General features: G+C 68.1%; 13 protein-coding genes. 5 read left to right on the forward strand and 8 right to left on the reverse strand.

Going from position 1 to position 14,513, the window contains the following annotated elements; all coding sequences use genetic code 11:
• Positions 1–5 precede the first annotated feature (5 nt).
• Both LPN01_RS01690 and LPN01_RS01695 read left to right on the forward strand, forming a co-directional pair.
• Entirely contained in the window at positions 6–1,058 is a 1,053-nt protein-coding gene (locus LPN01_RS01690; RefSeq protein ID WP_262826620.1) for a LacI family DNA-binding transcriptional regulator, read from the forward strand.
• Between the two features lie 240 nt (positions 1,059–1,298).
• Positions 1,299–2,270 carry a GGDEF domain-containing protein gene (locus tag LPN01_RS01695; protein WP_262826621.1) on the forward strand — a complete coding sequence of 324 codons (972 nt, stop codon included), beginning with the start codon at positions 1,299–1,301 and terminating at the stop codon, positions 2,268–2,270.
• Positions 2,271–2,279: 9 nt separating this feature from the next.
• Here LPN01_RS01695 and LPN01_RS01700 read toward each other — a convergent pair whose 3' ends face one another.
• The 3 genes from LPN01_RS01700 to LPN01_RS01710 form a co-directional block, all read right to left on the reverse strand.
• Entirely contained in the window at positions 2,280–3,782 is a 1,503-nt protein-coding gene (locus tag LPN01_RS01700; RefSeq protein ID WP_262826622.1) for a tryptophan halogenase family protein, read from the reverse strand.
• A 77-nt stretch (positions 3,783–3,859) separates the two neighbouring features.
• On the reverse strand, positions 3,860–6,769 hold the full coding sequence (locus LPN01_RS01705; RefSeq protein ID WP_262826623.1) for a TonB-dependent receptor: 2,910 nt from the start codon (positions 6,767–6,769) through the stop codon (positions 3,860–3,862).
• A 165-nt stretch (positions 6,770–6,934) separates the two neighbouring features.
• Positions 6,935–7,606 (reverse strand): DUF6445 family protein, encoded by a 672-nt coding sequence (locus LPN01_RS01710; RefSeq protein ID WP_262826624.1) that lies wholly within the window; start codon positions 7,604–7,606, stop codon positions 6,935–6,937.
• Between the two features lie 120 nt (positions 7,607–7,726).
• On the opposite strand from LPN01_RS01710, the gene LPN01_RS01715 reads away from it, so the two are divergent.
• Positions 7,727–8,071: a hypothetical protein gene (locus LPN01_RS01715; RefSeq protein ID WP_262826625.1), complete on the forward strand. Its 345-nt coding sequence runs from the start codon at positions 7,727–7,729 to the stop codon at positions 8,069–8,071.
• 596 nt (positions 8,072–8,667) lie between these two features.
• Here the strand turns inward: LPN01_RS01715 and LPN01_RS01720 are convergent.
• Positions 8,668–11,256, reverse strand: coding sequence for a M1 family metallopeptidase (locus tag LPN01_RS01720; RefSeq protein ID WP_262826626.1), 2,589 nt, complete (start codon positions 11,254–11,256; stop codon positions 8,668–8,670).
• Positions 11,257–11,383: 127 nt separating this feature from the next.
• Between LPN01_RS01720 and LPN01_RS01725 the strand changes: the two genes are divergently transcribed.
• Positions 11,384–12,352, forward strand: a complete 969-nt coding sequence (locus tag LPN01_RS01725) for an NAD(P)H-dependent flavin oxidoreductase (RefSeq protein ID WP_262826627.1) — start codon at positions 11,384–11,386, stop codon at positions 12,350–12,352.
• Positions 12,353–12,355: 3 nt separating this feature from the next.
• On the opposite strand, the gene LPN01_RS01730 is transcribed toward LPN01_RS01725, so the two are convergent.
• Positions 12,356–12,814: a DUF1465 family protein gene (locus LPN01_RS01730; protein ID WP_262826628.1), complete on the reverse strand. Its 459-nt coding sequence runs from the start codon at positions 12,812–12,814 to the stop codon at positions 12,356–12,358.
• Between the two features lie 97 nt (positions 12,815–12,911).
• Positions 12,912–13,109: a YdcH family protein gene (locus tag LPN01_RS01735; RefSeq protein WP_262826629.1), complete on the reverse strand. Its 198-nt coding sequence runs from the start codon at positions 13,107–13,109 to the stop codon at positions 12,912–12,914.
• A 169-nt stretch (positions 13,110–13,278) separates the two neighbouring features.
• Here LPN01_RS01735 and LPN01_RS01740 point away from each other — a divergent pair, with 169 nt between their 5' ends.
• Positions 13,279–13,434 (forward strand): YdcH family protein, encoded by a 156-nt coding sequence (locus tag LPN01_RS01740; protein WP_262826630.1) that lies wholly within the window; start codon positions 13,279–13,281, stop codon positions 13,432–13,434.
• Positions 13,435–13,476: 42 nt separating this feature from the next.
• On the opposite strand, the gene LPN01_RS01745 is transcribed toward LPN01_RS01740, so the two are convergent.
• Together LPN01_RS01745 and dksA are read right to left on the reverse strand one after the other, a co-directional pair.
• Positions 13,477–13,833 carry a PilZ domain-containing protein gene (locus LPN01_RS01745; RefSeq protein WP_262826631.1) on the reverse strand — a complete coding sequence of 119 codons (357 nt, stop codon included), beginning with the start codon at positions 13,831–13,833 and terminating at the stop codon, positions 13,477–13,479.
• A gap of 100 nt (positions 13,834–13,933) precedes the next feature.
• Positions 13,934–14,365, reverse strand: a complete 432-nt coding sequence (dksA, locus tag LPN01_RS01750; protein WP_410482774.1) for an RNA polymerase-binding protein DksA — start codon at positions 14,363–14,365, stop codon at positions 13,934–13,936.
• Positions 14,366–14,513: the final 148 nt, after the last annotated feature.

The following is a 14,513-nucleotide window of genomic DNA, read 5'->3' on the forward strand; positions in this document are numbered from 1 at the left end:
GCATCATGGCCGTGAAGAGCAGACGACGGGGATTGTCGGGTGCCGGCGACAAGCCGACCTCGTTCGACATCGCCGCGCTGGCGGGCGTGTCGCAACCGACCGTCAGCCGCGCCCTGCGCGGCGACCGCACGGTCAGCGGCGCGACCCGGATGCGGATCGAGGCGATCGCGCGACAGCTCAATTACAAGGTCGACAAGAACGCTTCGTCGCTGCGCCGCGGCCAGAGCATGACGCTGGCGCTGCTGTTCTTCGAGGACCCGCTCGACGACGGCAGCTTCATCAATCCCTTCTTCCTGTCGATGCTCGGTTCGATCCTGCGGACCTGCGCCGCGCGCGGCTACGACCTGCTCACCTCGTTCCAGCAGCTCTCGGCCAACTGGCACATGGATTACGAGGACAGCCGCAAGGCGGACGGCATCATCCTGCTCGGCTACGGCGACTATGAGCTGTACAAGGCGCGACTGGAGGCGCTGGTCGCGCAGGGCACGCATTTCGTCCGCTGGGGGTCGGTCGACAGCCACAATATCGGCGTGACGATCGGCTGCGACAATATCGCGGGCGGCCGCATGGCGGGCGAACATCTGGTCGCGCAGGGCCGGCGCCGGATCGGCTTCATCGGCGACGCCGACGATCATTATCCCGAATTCCGCGATCGCTACCGCGGCCTGTCCGCGGCGATGCGCGCGGCCGGACTGCCGGTCCATCCGGGCCTCCATGCCGATGCCCTGTCGGTCGAACAGTCGGGCTACGACGCCACGCGACGCCTGCTCGCGCGCGACCTGCCGTTCGATGCGCTGTTCGCCGCATCCGACGTGATCGCGCTGGGCGCGGTCCGCGCCCTGTCGGAGGTCGGGCTGCGCGTTCCCGAGGACGTCGCGCTCATCGGGTTCGACGACATTCCCGCCGCCGCGACGACGCAGCCGCCGCTGACGACGATCGCCCAGGATTATCGCAAGGCGGGCGAGGTGCTGGTCGACACGCTGCTGCGCCGCATCGCCGAACAGCCGACCGACACCGCGTTGCTCCAGCCGCGCCTGATCGTCCGCGCCTCCACCTGATCCGCACGGTCCGGCGAATTTCCTGTCTGTTCAAGTAAATACAGATCGTATTGCGGCAAAATGCCGGCAATGCGCCCTTCGATCGGCGATGTTCCCCATGCTCTTCGCCGATGTCCTTCGCCCGCTCATGTAGTTTCGACAATTGTTGCCATATGCTTTCGAGGTGTTATTCCTGCGGGAGCCGCCTTACCGACGGCCGAAAGGTGGCGATGCTTTGGACGCTGTGATGGACACGCTCGGATGGTGAAGCAGGGCGGCATCGGCATCCGGGCGATCCGCTTTCTCGACGATCATGGTCTTGACCACACGCCGGATCATTATGCCTTCGCGCATCGCTATCTTGCGGGGCAGGATCGCCCCTTTGCCGCGGCGGTGAACCACGAGATCGAGGGCGGCGTCCGGTTGCGCGCGGATTCGGTGCGGGCGCTGATGCCCGGCGATCCCGCCGCCGCCACCGCCGCGAACTTCGGCGAACTGGCGACGCAATTGCTGGGGCTGCTGACCAACACCGCCTCGGCGACCGGCGACCTCAACCGCGACTTGGTGAAGACCGCGGCGGCACTCGTGTCCGCCGAACCACCGCGGGTCCGCAACCTCGTCGTCTTCATGATCGAACGCACCGCCGAAACCGAGGCCTCGCTGTCCGCGGCGCTGCGTCAGGCGCAGGCGCTGCGCGATACGCTGAACGGCGCGCGCGACGACATCGGCCGCGACCCGGTCACCGGGCTGCCGGGGGTGGATTCGATGACGCGGCGGCTGGAGGCGAGCATCGCCGATGCCGGCAATTGCGCGATCGCGATCGTCGACATCGACCAGCGCGCGCAACTGACGCTCGAACACGGGGCGGAAATGGAACAGCGGCTGCTGAAGGCGGCATCGCTGACGCTGTGCGCGGCGTGCTCGCCCTATCAGGTCGGCCGCTGGGGCGATGCACCGTTCCTGGTGCTGGTCGACGATCCCGATATCGCGACGGCGATCGCCCGGCTGGAGGCCGCGTGCGCGGACATGGCGTCGCGCAATCTCAAGCGGCGCGAAACCGACGAGCCGATCGGCCGGATCACGCTGTCGGCGGGCGTCGCGACCACCCGGGGCCGCGACGCGGGCCAGGTGGCGGCCGCGGCAATGCGGCTGCTGGCGGAAGCGAAGCGCGCTGGCGGCAACCGCGTCGTCGCCGAACCGCGGCTGATCGCGGTGTCCCCCAACCGGGCGTAGCCGCCGGCGTCAGCCGCGCGCGGCGCAATGCCGGGCGATAAGGTCGGCGTGCGTCGGCATCGCCTGCACCTCGCGCCGGTACAGCAGCTCCAGCGTTTCCATATAGTCCGCAAGGTCGCGCTCGCCGATCTGGTCGGCGAGCGGGTGATGCGCGCGTGGCTCCACCCCCTGCCCCGCCAGCACCTGCAGCCAGCCGTCCTCGGTGAACAATTCCTCATGCTCGCGCGTGATCGTGCCCGCCTCGCGCCACAGCGCGATCTTCGCCTTGAGGCTGTCGGGCAGCGCGACCTCACGGCACGCCTGCCAGAAGGGTTCGCTGCGCCCGTTTGCCCAGTAATGGAGGATCAGGAAGTCGCGGATCCGCTCGACCTCGAAATCGGTCTGGCGATTGTATTCGTTGCGCAGCGCGGGGACGAGCGGCAGCGCGGGCAGCAACTTGACGAGCCGTGCGATCGCCGACTGGATCAGGTGGATGCTGGTCGATTCGAGCGGCTCGAGGAAGCCGCTGGCAAGGCCCATCGCGACGACATTGCGGTTCCACGCGCGCTTGCGCCGCCCGGTGACGAAGCGGAGCAGGCGCGGATCGGCCTGCGGCGCGCCCTCGACATTCGCGAGCAGCGTCTCGGTGGCGCGCTCATCGTCGATGAAGGCGCTGCAATAGACGTGGCCGTTGCCGGTGCGATGCTGCAACGGAATGCGCCATTGCCATCCCGCTTCGCGTGCGATCGCGCGGGTATAGGGCAGCGGCGGTCCGACGTTGGCGGTCGGGACCGCGACCGCCCGGTCGCACGGCAACCAGTGCGTCCAGCTTTCGTATCCCGTCTCCAGCGCGCCCTCGATCAGCAGCCCGCGAAAACCGGTGCAATCGATAAACAGGTCGCCGGCGATCCGTTCGCCGCTGTCGAGCACGATGGCGGCGACGTCGCCGCTGGCACCGTCGCGCTCGACGCGATCGATCCGCCCCTCGGTCCGCTCGACCCCGCGATTGACCGCGAAGCGACGCAGGTAGGCGGCGTACAGTCCGGCGTCGAAATGGAAGGCATAGGGCATCGCCGGGATCGTCGCCGCGGTCAGCGGCCCGCCGCGATGCATCCGCCCGGCGCGCGCCGCGACCTCGTTCAACGCATAGGCATCGAGTGGCTTGGCCAGCCCCAGCGCCCGCGCGCGCAACCAGTAATGCTGGAAGGCGATCAGGCCGACATCGCGGCCGACGTCGCCGAAGGCGTGCATGTAGCTGTGGCCCGGCTCGCGCCAGCCGTCGAAGGCGATGCCGAGCTTGAACGTGCCCCCGGTCGCACGGAGGAACGCGTCCTCGTCGAGGCCCAGCGCCTGGTTGAACAGGCGGATCTGCGGGATCGTCGCCTCGCCGACGCCGACGGTGCCGATCTCCTCCGATTCGACCAGGCGGATGCGATAGCCGGATTCGAGGAACCGGCCGAAGGTCGCCGCCGCCATCCAGCCCGCGGTGCCCCCGCCGGCGATGACGATGGTGGTGATCGGTGGCTGGGTCATCGCGCGCCTCGACTAGCAAGAAAAAGGGCTGCCGTCACATGACGGCAGCCCCAGGCGGTTCGGGGAGGAACCTCGGATCAGAACTTGTAGGTGATGCCGATATAGTAATCGCGGCCGTAGCGCTGATAGTCGATCACCTGGCGCGGATCGTCGTTCTGGTAGGTGATGAACGGACGGTCGGTCAGGTTCTTCGCCTGCGCCAGGATCGAGAAGCCCTGGAGGAAGCCCTCCTGGAATTCGTAGCCGATCTGGGCGTCGAGGATGCCTTCCGACTTCGCGGTGCGATAGGTCGGGTTGGCGGACAGGCCGGCGACCTCGGCGAGGAAGTTCGAGCGGTAACGATAGTTGGCGCGTGCCTGGAACCCCCACTTTTCGAAGTAGATCGTGCCGCTGCCGGTCCACTTGGACAGGCCGGGCAGCGTGATCGCTTCCGATGCGTTGGCGAACTTGATCGTCGACTTGGTGTAGTTGCCGCTCGCGAAGATGCCGAAGCCATCGAGCGCGCTGGTGATCGCCTTGAACGGCAGCGACAGCGTCGCCTCGACACCCAGGATCTCGCCGCGACCGGTGTTGGCCGGTGCGCTGACGTTGCCGGTGGTCTGGCCGGCGGCGATCACCTGCGCCCGCTGCGCCGCGGTCAGCGCCGGCAGCAGCCCGCTGAAATCGTAGGGCAAAGTGTTGTTGGGATCGACGAAGTCGGTCAGGTGCTTGAAATAGCCCGACAGCGCGACGTAGCCGCCGGCGTCGAAATACTTTTCGAACGACATGTCGACGTTGGTCGACTGGTACGGCCGCAGCGCGACGTTGCCGCCGTTCGAGCTGAACACCGGGAACAGCCCGGCCGGGGTGCGGCCGATGTTGGCGAGGTTGATGCTGACGTCCTGCGTCACGCGCTCCTGATCGAGGCGCGGGCGCACCATCGTCTGCGACGCGCCGAGCTTGACGTAACCGTTGTCGATCAGTTCGACCGACATCGTCGCCGACGGCAGGACGTTGGTGTACTTTGCGGTCTGGTTGGCCGGCGCGATCGTGACGACGCCGTTGACGACGCTGGCGATCTGGCCGGTCGAATTCTGCTCGGACCGGACGACCTGGACGCCGACCGACCCCTTCAGCGCCTTGCCGCCGAGCTCGCCGTCGATGTTGACCTTGGCATAGCCGGTGTACACGTCCTCGTTGACGACATTGTCGCGCACCAGCGAGCCCGGACGTCCGTCGAACGCCGCGTTCAGCGAATTGTTGTACACGTACAGCGGATCGTAGGTCAGCATCGCGGGGATGCCGAGGTAGGTCAGCGGAATGTTGGTGCCGAGCAGAGCGGCGCTCGGCACCGCCGCGCTGGTGGGGGTGTTGCTCGCCACGGTGCAGCCCGTGCCGGCGCCCTTCGGGCACAGGAAGTACGAGCTGTACGCGCTGGTCTTCTTGCGGCGGCTGTAGTTGCCACCGACTTCCCAGCTCTTGACGATGCTGTTGTCGAACTCGCCGTTCAGGCTCGCACGGAGCGACTTGAGGTCGTCCTTGAAGCTCGGCTGGTTGAGGAAGCCCGACTGCACGACCGGCTGCGTGCCGTTATAGCCCCAGCCCTGCGGATCGGTCAGCTTGAAGATGCTGGTGTTGGTATAGTCGAGCGTCGGCACGATCTTGTAGGTGCCGTTGGCATTCTGCGTCACGGTCACGCGATCGGCGGCGCCGCTCTTCTGATAGCCGCTGCCGGTGTTGGTTTCGAGCAGGAAGTCGGTGCGGGTCGCGCGGCTCCAGCTGGCGTCGACGTTCAGGTGGACGTTGTCCGTCACCTTGAAATCGTTGTTCCAGCCCAGCGACAGGTTCTCGGCGGTGCGCTTGTTATAGTCGTTGCGCTGGACCGCGAAGACGTTGGTGAAGGTCGTGGCGGTGGCGAAGCCGTTGTTGACGGTGATCCCCGACTTGACCGGATCGGAGAAGCCGAGCGGGAATTCGATCCCGCGCAGGTGCTGTTCCTCCGTGAAGTGCGAATAGAGCGCGTCGAATGTCGAATGGAACGCATCGGACGGCGCCCACTCGACGGTGCCGACCGCGCCGTAGCGGCGCAGTTCGTTCGACTGGACGTAGGGCTTGGCGCCGCCGAGGACGAAGGGGTCGGCGGCGGTGCCGCTGCCGGCATAGCCCCAGGCGTTGTAGCGCTCGTCCTGCGACGGCGTCTGCGTCGCCGACACGCCGATCGCGATGCCGAGCGTGTCGCCCGCGAACTTGTCGACATAGGTCGCCGAGGCGCGATAGCCGTAGCGCGAGGAATCGGGGTTGAGGTTGTCGATGCCGTTCATCTGGCCGCGCGCGTTGATCGCGAAGATGCGGCCGGCCTGGTCGAGCGGGCGGAGCATGCGCAGGTCGACGGTGCCCGAGATGCCGGCGGCGATCAGCGATGCGTCGGCGGACTTGTAGACGTTGACGTTGCGGAAGAATTCCGAGGGATACTGGTCGTATTCGACGCCGCGGTTGTCACCCACCGTCACCTGTTCGCGGCCGTTGAGCAGCGTCGTCGAGAAATCGGGGCCGAGGCCGCGGATCGACAGGCGCTGGTCGCGCCCTTCCAGGCGCTGCGCGGTCACGCCGGGCAGGCGTGCGAGCGAATCGGCGATCGACACGTCGGGCAGCTTGCCGACGTCCTCAGCCGACACGCTGTCGACGATCAGCGTCGAATTGCGCTTGATCTTGGCGGAATTGGCGAGGCTGGCGCGGATACCGGTGACGACGATCTCGCTGGAATCGGCGGCGGCGTCGGCAGCGGTCTGTGCCTGCGCGGCGTCCTGGTTGGGGGTCGGCTCGGCGGCGGGCGCGGGCGCCAGCACCGTCGCGGCGGCGGGCGGGTTCGCGGTCGGCGAGGACGGGTTGGGCGCTTCCTGCGCAAAGGCCGCCCCGCCGGTGACGAGCAGGATGCTGCCGATCGCGACGGAGCTGGAGCGCAGCGCGATCAGCGCGCGCTTCGAAAAACGGGAATCGATGTGGGACATGAAACTTCCTCCCCCTGCGTGGCGCCATGCCCCCGCCCGCTACCATCGCGGGCGATCGGCTGACTGTGTTGCCGGCTTGTGAACGCGGCACGATTGGGAGTGAAGTCGGCCACATACGTATTCACGGGCAGGCCGATACCCGTGCCTTTTGTGCAACAGCGTGCGCTAGTTGTGCCCGTCGAGAAAGGTGTTGACGGTCAGCCGCCCGGTTTCCGGATCGGGCGACAACGACAGGTCGTCGGGCAGATGCGCGCAGTGCAGCGTGTTGGACCGGTACAGGATGGCCCGGTTGAAGCGCCCTCGATGCATCGCGATCCGTTCGAACACCGGCGTGTCCCCGGCGATGTATCGAGCATCGGGTATGCCATGACGCTGGAGGTCGGCGTCGAGTGCGACGCGATAGGCGGGCAATCGTCCGGCATCGATCGATTCGAACCCGGTGCTGCGATGGCGATAGAAGGCGGTGCCGCTGCTTTCGTCGGGGGACAGGTAATGGAGCAGCGCGAGCCGGGTCGGCGACACCTCGTCGAAATGCGGCAGCCGCTGGATCGGCGTCAGCGCCGACGGCGGCGTCGTCACGATCGAGTAGAAGGCATCGACCACCTCGAGCCCCGACAGGCCGAACACCTCCGCCGCGACCGGCTCCAGTCGCGCGAGCACATCGCGCAGCATCGCCGCCGCCACCGGCGCGCGGATACCCGGATAATGCGGCCCGATCGGCGCATAGGACAGAAAGGCCGCGTCGTCCCGCCAGCGTTCGGCATCGCCGAACGTGTCGATCACGACCACCGGTTGCGCCTCGGCCCCGTGCCGTTCGATGGTGATCGCCCATGTCATGGTCGATGCTGTGCCATCGCCGACGGGCGGAAATCAATCCGACCCGACATCATCGCGCCCTTGTTCGAAGCTTCCCCGCCCCCTTATGTCGGCTCTTCGGCTTTTTGCGGGGAGACGGCGATGCGTGGATGGACTGCCCTGGCGGCAATGGCGATGCTGGCGGGCTGCAACGGCCAGCCCGTCCCGGAGGCCGCGAACGTCGCGGCCACCGCGACGCCGGCGCCCGGCGGCTATATCGCCAAGGTGCTGGCGCTGCCGCCGCGCCAGCTCAACGGCGTGCTGTACCGCGCGATCGACGACGCCAAGCAGCCATGCCAGGGCATCGTCGAGGCGACGCGTCAGGCGGATCGCAAGGGCAAGCCGGTCTGGGCGGTCCGCTGCGTCGATGGCAGCGCCTGGCTGATCGCGCTGGGCGACGACGGCATGGCCGACGTCACCGGGATCAAGGGCACGCCCGGCGGCTGATCGGCGCGCGCGCCGGCGGCGGTCGAAAGGGCGACGGGCGGCGCGGGTTACCGCGGCGTGATCCGCGTGTAGGCCCGCGCGTGAGGGATAGCGGCGGTGCGCGCGGCGCGAGCCGGGCGTTGGTTCGCGCGGAGGCGCGGAGGAGGTCCCGCCCGGCGCGGTGTTGTGCTTCAAAGCAATGATAAACGGCGCGGGCTAGCGACGGACGCAGCCCCCACGTACCGCCGCGCGACCAATCTCGGCCTCGCCGTCACGCCATCCTGCGTAAGCGAGGATCATCCCGCCGTGCACAAAAGGACAAGGGAAGCCCGCGCTGTGCACTGGGACTGGGGCCCCGTTCTGTTCCTCTCTGCCTGGACTGGTTCGCGACGCCGCCCCCGGCAAGCCCCCTCCGCGCCTCCGCGCCTCCGCGCGAACAATCGTCACTGTCCCCGCGCGCGTCCTGCGTGAAGGGCAACAGGCCACCAGCGACACAACCCGCCACGCAATCGGACGAGAGCCGGCGTCGCACGCCGCCCCTCGTCGCCCCATGGTCCGACGGCCGACGTGCACCGCCAGCCGACAGGCGGCCGGATGACGGTGCCCATGTCGACCGCTCAGCGCGTCGCGCCGAGCCACGTCTGCACCGCGGGACGCAGGCGGTCGGCGGCGGCCTTTCGCACCGCGATCCCCGACAGCACGCGCTTCGCCGGCCCGCGCGACGTTTCGGGCAGCGTCTGCGCGAACGCCTCGATCTTGGCGGGCATCGCCGGGTCGGTCGATCCCGCGCCCAGCGTCACGATATAGCCCGAGCGGCTGCTTTCCTCGATGAAGCCGTCGACCAGCTTGCGGTTCGCGACCGCCCAATCGAACGCCATGTCGGGGTGGCTGCCCGCGACCGCGCGCAGCAGGCTCGCCTTCTGCGGCGCGGTCAGGATCCCCTCACCGGTGAGCAGCGCCAGCGCCTGGCGCGCGACGCCCTCGTCCTCCGCCGCGCCCAGCAGCGACACGTACCGGTTCTTCGCGACCGGGTTCGTTTCCGCCTTGGTCAGCGCGAGAAGGCGCTGCCAGTCCGCGGCGGTCGCGTTGCTCGCATAGGTCGACAGGATCGGCTGGCGGATCGCCGGCGGGATCGCGGTGGGGTTGGTGGCGAGCTGCCCGACATAGTCGCGCGCCTTGCGCAGCACTTCGGGATCGCCATTGTCGCCGAGCCGCCCGACCAGCCCTTCGCGCAGGTTGCTGACCAGCGGCGATTCGCCCGGCTTGGCGTCGAAGCCGATTCGTTGCAGCACCGGCGCGAGGATGGCGACGGTGCGCGCGCGCAGCGGCTGCGCCAGCGGCGTGCCCTCGAACAGCGCGCCGAGGCTGCCGAGCCGCCCCGACACGAGCGACCATTCGAGCGGATCGGCAGCGGCACCGACGCGGCCCATCAGCGCGAAATAGCGCGACAGGTCCTGATACCCCCCGGCCGCCAGCGCATAATCGTCACCCAGCGTGCCGAGCCGGTCGGCGAGCGGCAGGCGCGTATAGTCCCGCACCAGCGCGTCGTGTGCCGGCTGGTCGTACATCACGCGGGTATAGCTGCCCTTGCCCTTGTTGAGCAGCAGCGTGCCGCAGCCCTTCACCGACACCGTCGTCGCCGGCCCGGACACGATGCCACGCGTCTCGCCGCCGCCGAGCGTGCCGACGACCAGCGGCACCTGCCACGTCTGCGGCGCCTTGGACGCCGCGTCGAGCCCGAACCGGCCCTGTGCCAGCGTCGCGGTCGTCGTGCCGCCGGTGCAGCGCGCACCGGTCAGCGTCACCAGCGGCACGCCGCCCTGCAACGTGAAGCCGCGCGCGATGTCGGCGACCGGCTTGCCCGCCGCCGCGGACAGCTCCGCCCACAATTGGTCGGTGACGGTGTTGCCGTATTTGTATTTCGCCATGTAGCGGCGGATGCCGTCGCGGAACGTGTTCGCGCCCAGCGTCGATTCGAGCATGCCGATCACCGCCTGCCCCTTGGCATAGGTGATGCCGTCGAACGCCTCGCCGATCTGGTCGACCGTGTCGATCTTGCGGATGATCGGGTGCGTCGCCGCGGTCGCATCGATGCCCATCGCCGATTCGCGATCGCTCGACACCGCGGCCTCCGCCGCCTCCCACGAGGGGTTGAGGTCGGCGGCGGACTTGTTCTCCATCCACGAGGCGAAGCCCTCGTTGAGCCACAGGTCGTCCCACCAACGCATCGTGACGAGGTCGCCGAACCACTGGTGCGCCATTTCGTGCGCGACGACGGTGAAGATGCGCTGGCGCCCGCTTTCGGTGGCGCGCGTCCTGTCGAACAGCAGCTCGGGCTCGAAATAGAAGATCGCGCCCCAGTTCTCCATCGCGCCGAAGAACTGGCTGGAGCCCGGCCCTGCGATCATGTCGAGCTTGGGCAGCGGATAGGGCTGACCGAAATAGTCGTTGTAATAGGGCAGCAGCCGCCTAGCCTGCGCCAGCGCGTAATCGCCCTGGTCGACGACGCCGCGGCGGGTCACCACGCCGATCTCGACGTTGCCCGCCTGCACCGTCTTGCGCTCGAGGTCGCCCATGCCGAGGTACAGCAGGTAGCTCGACATCACCGGCGTCTCGGCGAAGCTGTACAGCTGCGTCCCGTCCGCCTGCTTCGCAACGGAGGCGACCGGCATGTTCGACAGCGCGAGCTGCCCCGCCGGCGCCACCGCCTTCAGCCGGAACTTCGCCTTGAACGCAGGTTCGTCCCACATCGGCGCGAAGCGGCGGGCGTCCGGCGCCTCGAACTGGGTCGCGAGCATCCGCGCCTTCGACCCGTCCTGATTGGTATAGTCGATCGCGAACAGGCCCGCGGCGGACTGGTTGATCTTGCCGCTCCAGCGGAAGCCGACGCTGTGCCGGCCGACAGTGGCGGCGGCGGGCAGCGTCAGCACCAGTTGCTGCCGGTCCTTGTCGAGCGCGAAGCGGACCGGCTTGCCGTCGAAGGTCGCGGCGGCGATCGCCAGGTCGGCGGCGTTGAGCGTGATCGTTGCGGTTGCCGCCTTGACGTCGACCGTCACCGTCTCGCTGCCGGTGAAGGTCATCGCCTGCGCATCGGGCGTCACCGCAATGTCGTAGACGACGGGTAGGACGGTGGTCGGCAGGCTGCCGGCGGCGAGGGCGGGCGTGGACACGGTCAGCGCGAGGGCGGCGACAACGGCGATCTTCATGGGTGGCAGGACTCCGGACGGGTGTATGGCGCCGGCCATACGCCATTGGTCCGCGACGGCAAGCGAGCGCTGCTGGACAGCCAGATCGGTTTCGGTAAACAACCGATCCCGAGAGGATGCCGCCGCCATGACCCGCCAGCCCGTTCCCAAGATCTTCGACACCCTGCGCCTGCCCGTGATCGGGTCGCCGCTGTTCATCATCTCCGGGCCCGAACTGGTGATCGCGCAATGCAAGGCGGGCATCGTCGGCTCGTTCCCCGCGCTCAACGCGCGTCCGCAGGCGATGCTCGACGAATGGCTGCACCGGATCACCGAGGAGCTGGCGGCGTATAACCGCGATCACCCCGACGCGCCCGCCGCGCCCTTTGCGGTCAACCAGATCGTCCACAAGTCGAACGACCGGCTGGAGGCGGACCTTGCCACCTGCGCCAAGTGGCAGGTTCCGATCGTCATCACCTCGCTCGGCGCGCGCGAGGACCTCAATACCGCGGTGCACGGCTGGGGCGGGATCACGCTGCACGACGTCATCGACGACCGGTTCGCGCGCAAGGCGGTGGAAAAGGGCGCCGACGGCCTGATCGCGGTCGCCGCCGGGGCGGGCGGGCATGCCGGCCGGCTGTCGCCCTTCGCCATAGTGCAGGAAATCCGCCAGTGGTTTGGCGGCCCGCTGGCGCTGTCCGGATCGATCGCGACGGGCGATGCGGTACTCGCCGCGGAGGCGATGGGCGCCGACTTCGCCTATATCGGCTCGCCCTTCATCGCGACGACCGAGGCCAATGCCGCCCCAGCCTACAAGGACGAGATCGTCGCCAGCCGGGCGGCGGACATCGTCTATTCGAACCTGTTCACGGGCGTGCACGGCAATTACCTGCGCGGATCGATCGTGGCCGCGGGTCTCGACCCCGATGCGCTTCCCGAAGGCGACCTGAAGACGATGAACTTCGGCGGCGACAACGGGTCGAAGGCCAAGGCGTGGCGAGACATCTGGGGATCGGGCCAGGGCATCGGCGCGGTCACCGCCGTCGAGAGCGTCGCCGATCGCGTCGCCCGGCTGGCCCAGGAATATGCCGCCGCGCGGGCCCGCCTCGCGCTCTGACGCCTAGAAGGCGAGCGCCAGCCGGTCGTGGAGGCGGTGCACCGGGCTGGCGGCCAGGTCGCCTTCCTGCGCGACGTCGAGCAGCGCCACCCGGCGGTGCAAATTGGCACTCGTCTCGATCAGCGCGCGCGCCCGGTCGGGCAGCGCGGCGACCAGCGCGTCGTCGGATCGCGGCGCCTCGCCCAGCCGGCGACCGGGATCGAGCGCCTCACGCGGCTTGATCTCGCCCGCGTCGATCGCCCGCTGTGTGAGCAGCCACGCGATGACGTGCATCAGTCGGGTGGTGACCTTCAGCGATTCGCACGAAAAGCCGACGCGGATCAGCGGGTCGAGCCCCTCGCGCTCGCTGCGGCCCGCCTCGTCGAAATAGGACCGCGCCTCGTCGGCGAGCAGCATCGCCTCGGTATACAGCGAATCGATCAGCCGGCGGTGGATACGCGATTCGGAACCGGTGCCGTTCATCGCGTCACCGTGACACGGCCGCCGACGTCCGCACAACGCCGCATCCGCACGCAAGTGTCTCGAAGAGAGGCAGTTTTCCGACCCTCCACGCGACCGGTCAGGCGATGATGTCGGGGATCAGCTGGTCCTCGCAATTGGCGATCTCGTCGCGCAGGCGGAGCTTGCGCTTCTTCAGCCGCGCGATCTGCAACTGGTCGGGGATGCCGGTGACGGCCAGCGCATCGATCGCCGCGTCCAGATCGCGATGTTCGGTGCGCAGCACCTCGAGCCGGGCGATGATCTGCGCTTCGTCCATGCCGTCCGCCCCCGTGAAAGCCTGACGCCGCCCTAGCCCAGCACGATCCGTGGACCAAGTCGTCGCACGCTTCCCCTCGGCTAATCGCGTTCGACCGATTTCGATGACGACTTTTGCCGCGGTCGATGGTTTACTCCGTCCCCCAACTTGCATCAGGAGGTACACCGAAATGCAGACGACGCATCACCAGGCCCTGGAGACCAAGCATGCCGCGCTCGACCGCCGCATCGCCGACGAAGCCCACCGCCCGATGCCCAACTCCGCGATCATCACCGACCTGAAGCGGCAGAAGCTGAAACTCAAGGAAGAGCTGAGCGGCCTCTAGGCCGACCGACCGGCCCCTCCCGTCGGGGAGGGGCTCACCGGATCATCGCTTGACCGCACCGATCGGCTTGCGCGCCCTCATCGGATCGATCGGCCGATCGAGTGCGATGCCGATCCGCCCCTCGGTGCACCAGGCGACCTTGCCCGTGACCTCCCCGATCCCGCGCAGGTCGAGGACGACGGGCGTACCGGGGTCGCGCACGCGCGGGCAATCGACCATCAGGCCGCCCTCGGACAGATTACGGACGCGCACCTCGCGCACGCTCTCCTCGTCCTCGAACCGCAGCGGCGCCATCAGGAACAGGCTGTCGCGTGCGCGGCTGCGTTGCGACCCTTCGCCATCGCCGCCGTCCTGCACCGGAACGGGCCGCTCAGACGGGTCGTAGGAAAAGCTGTCCATATGCAAAAGCGACTCGTGATTGCCGGGCGATCGGCTCAGGCCTGCGCGTAGCCGCCGAACATGGCGAAAGTCTTAACCCCGCCACGTCGTGCACGGCAAATCAATCTTCTCGCGAGATCTTCTCGTTGCGCTCGTGACGTTCCTGCGCTTCCAGCGTCATCGTCGCGATCGGCCGCGCCTCCAGCCGGCCCAGGCTGATCGGTTCGCCGGTCACTTCGCAATAGCCGTATTCGCCCTCGTCGATGCGGCGGATCGCTGCCTCGATCTTCGACACCAGCTTGCGCTGGCGATCGCGGGTGCGCAGCTCGATCGACCAGTCGGTCTCGCTCGACGCGCGATCGGTCAGGTCCGATTCCCGCAGGGAGTCGAGTTGCAGCTGGTTGAGCGTGCCCGCCGCATCCTGAAGGATCGCATCCTTCCAGTTGAGCAGCTTGTTCCGGAAATACGCCTGCTGTCGCAGGCTCATGAACGGTTCGTCCGCACTGGGCCGGTAACCATCGTCCGCCCAATCTCCCGCATCGTTGGCCGGCATCGGTTTGGAACTCACATCGTGTACGCGACTGACTTGTGTTGCCATACCACTCTCCCTCCGGCCCCATGTTGACCTCGGGGCCGCCCCCAAATGGTGAAGGCGCCTATAATCGTGCGCGGGAAGAACCACAAGCGATCGGAGTTGCCGA

Source organism: Sphingomonas sp. A2-49 (genome assembly GCF_025548555.1).
In the GTDB taxonomy this organism is placed as follows: Bacteria; Pseudomonadota; Alphaproteobacteria; order Sphingomonadales; family Sphingomonadaceae; genus Sphingomonas.

Coding starts and splice junctions, on each gene's coding strand:
- LPN01_RS01690 (WP_262826620.1), top strand. CDS start 6: ATGGCCGTGAAGAGCAGACGACGGGGATTGTCGGGTGCCGGCGACAAG.
- LPN01_RS01695 (WP_262826621.1), top strand. CDS start 1,299: ATGGTGAAGCAGGGCGGCATCGGCATCCGGGCGATCCGCTTTCTCGAC.
- LPN01_RS01700 (WP_262826622.1), bottom strand. CDS start 3,782: ATGACCCAGCCACCGATCACCACCATCGTCATCGCCGGCGGGGGCACC.
- LPN01_RS01705 (WP_262826623.1), bottom strand. CDS start 6,769: ATGTCCCACATCGATTCCCGTTTTTCGAAGCGCGCGCTGATCGCGCTG.
- LPN01_RS01710 (WP_262826624.1), bottom strand. CDS start 7,606: ATGACATGGGCGATCACCATCGAACGGCACGGGGCCGAGGCGCAACCG.
- LPN01_RS01715 (WP_262826625.1), top strand. CDS start 7,727: ATGCGTGGATGGACTGCCCTGGCGGCAATGGCGATGCTGGCGGGCTGC.
- LPN01_RS01720 (WP_262826626.1), bottom strand. CDS start 11,256: ATGAAGATCGCCGTTGTCGCCGCCCTCGCGCTGACCGTGTCCACGCCC.
- LPN01_RS01725 (WP_262826627.1), top strand. CDS start 11,384: ATGACCCGCCAGCCCGTTCCCAAGATCTTCGACACCCTGCGCCTGCCC.
- LPN01_RS01730 (WP_262826628.1), bottom strand. CDS start 12,814: ATGAACGGCACCGGTTCCGAATCGCGTATCCACCGCCGGCTGATCGAT.
- LPN01_RS01735 (WP_262826629.1), bottom strand. CDS start 13,109: ATGGACGAAGCGCAGATCATCGCCCGGCTCGAGGTGCTGCGCACCGAA.
- LPN01_RS01740 (WP_262826630.1), top strand. CDS start 13,279: ATGCAGACGACGCATCACCAGGCCCTGGAGACCAAGCATGCCGCGCTC.
- LPN01_RS01745 (WP_262826631.1), bottom strand. CDS start 13,833: ATGGACAGCTTTTCCTACGACCCGTCTGAGCGGCCCGTTCCGGTGCAG.
- dksA (WP_410482774.1), bottom strand. CDS start 14,365: ATGCCGGCCAACGATGCGGGAGATTGGGCGGACGATGGTTACCGGCCC.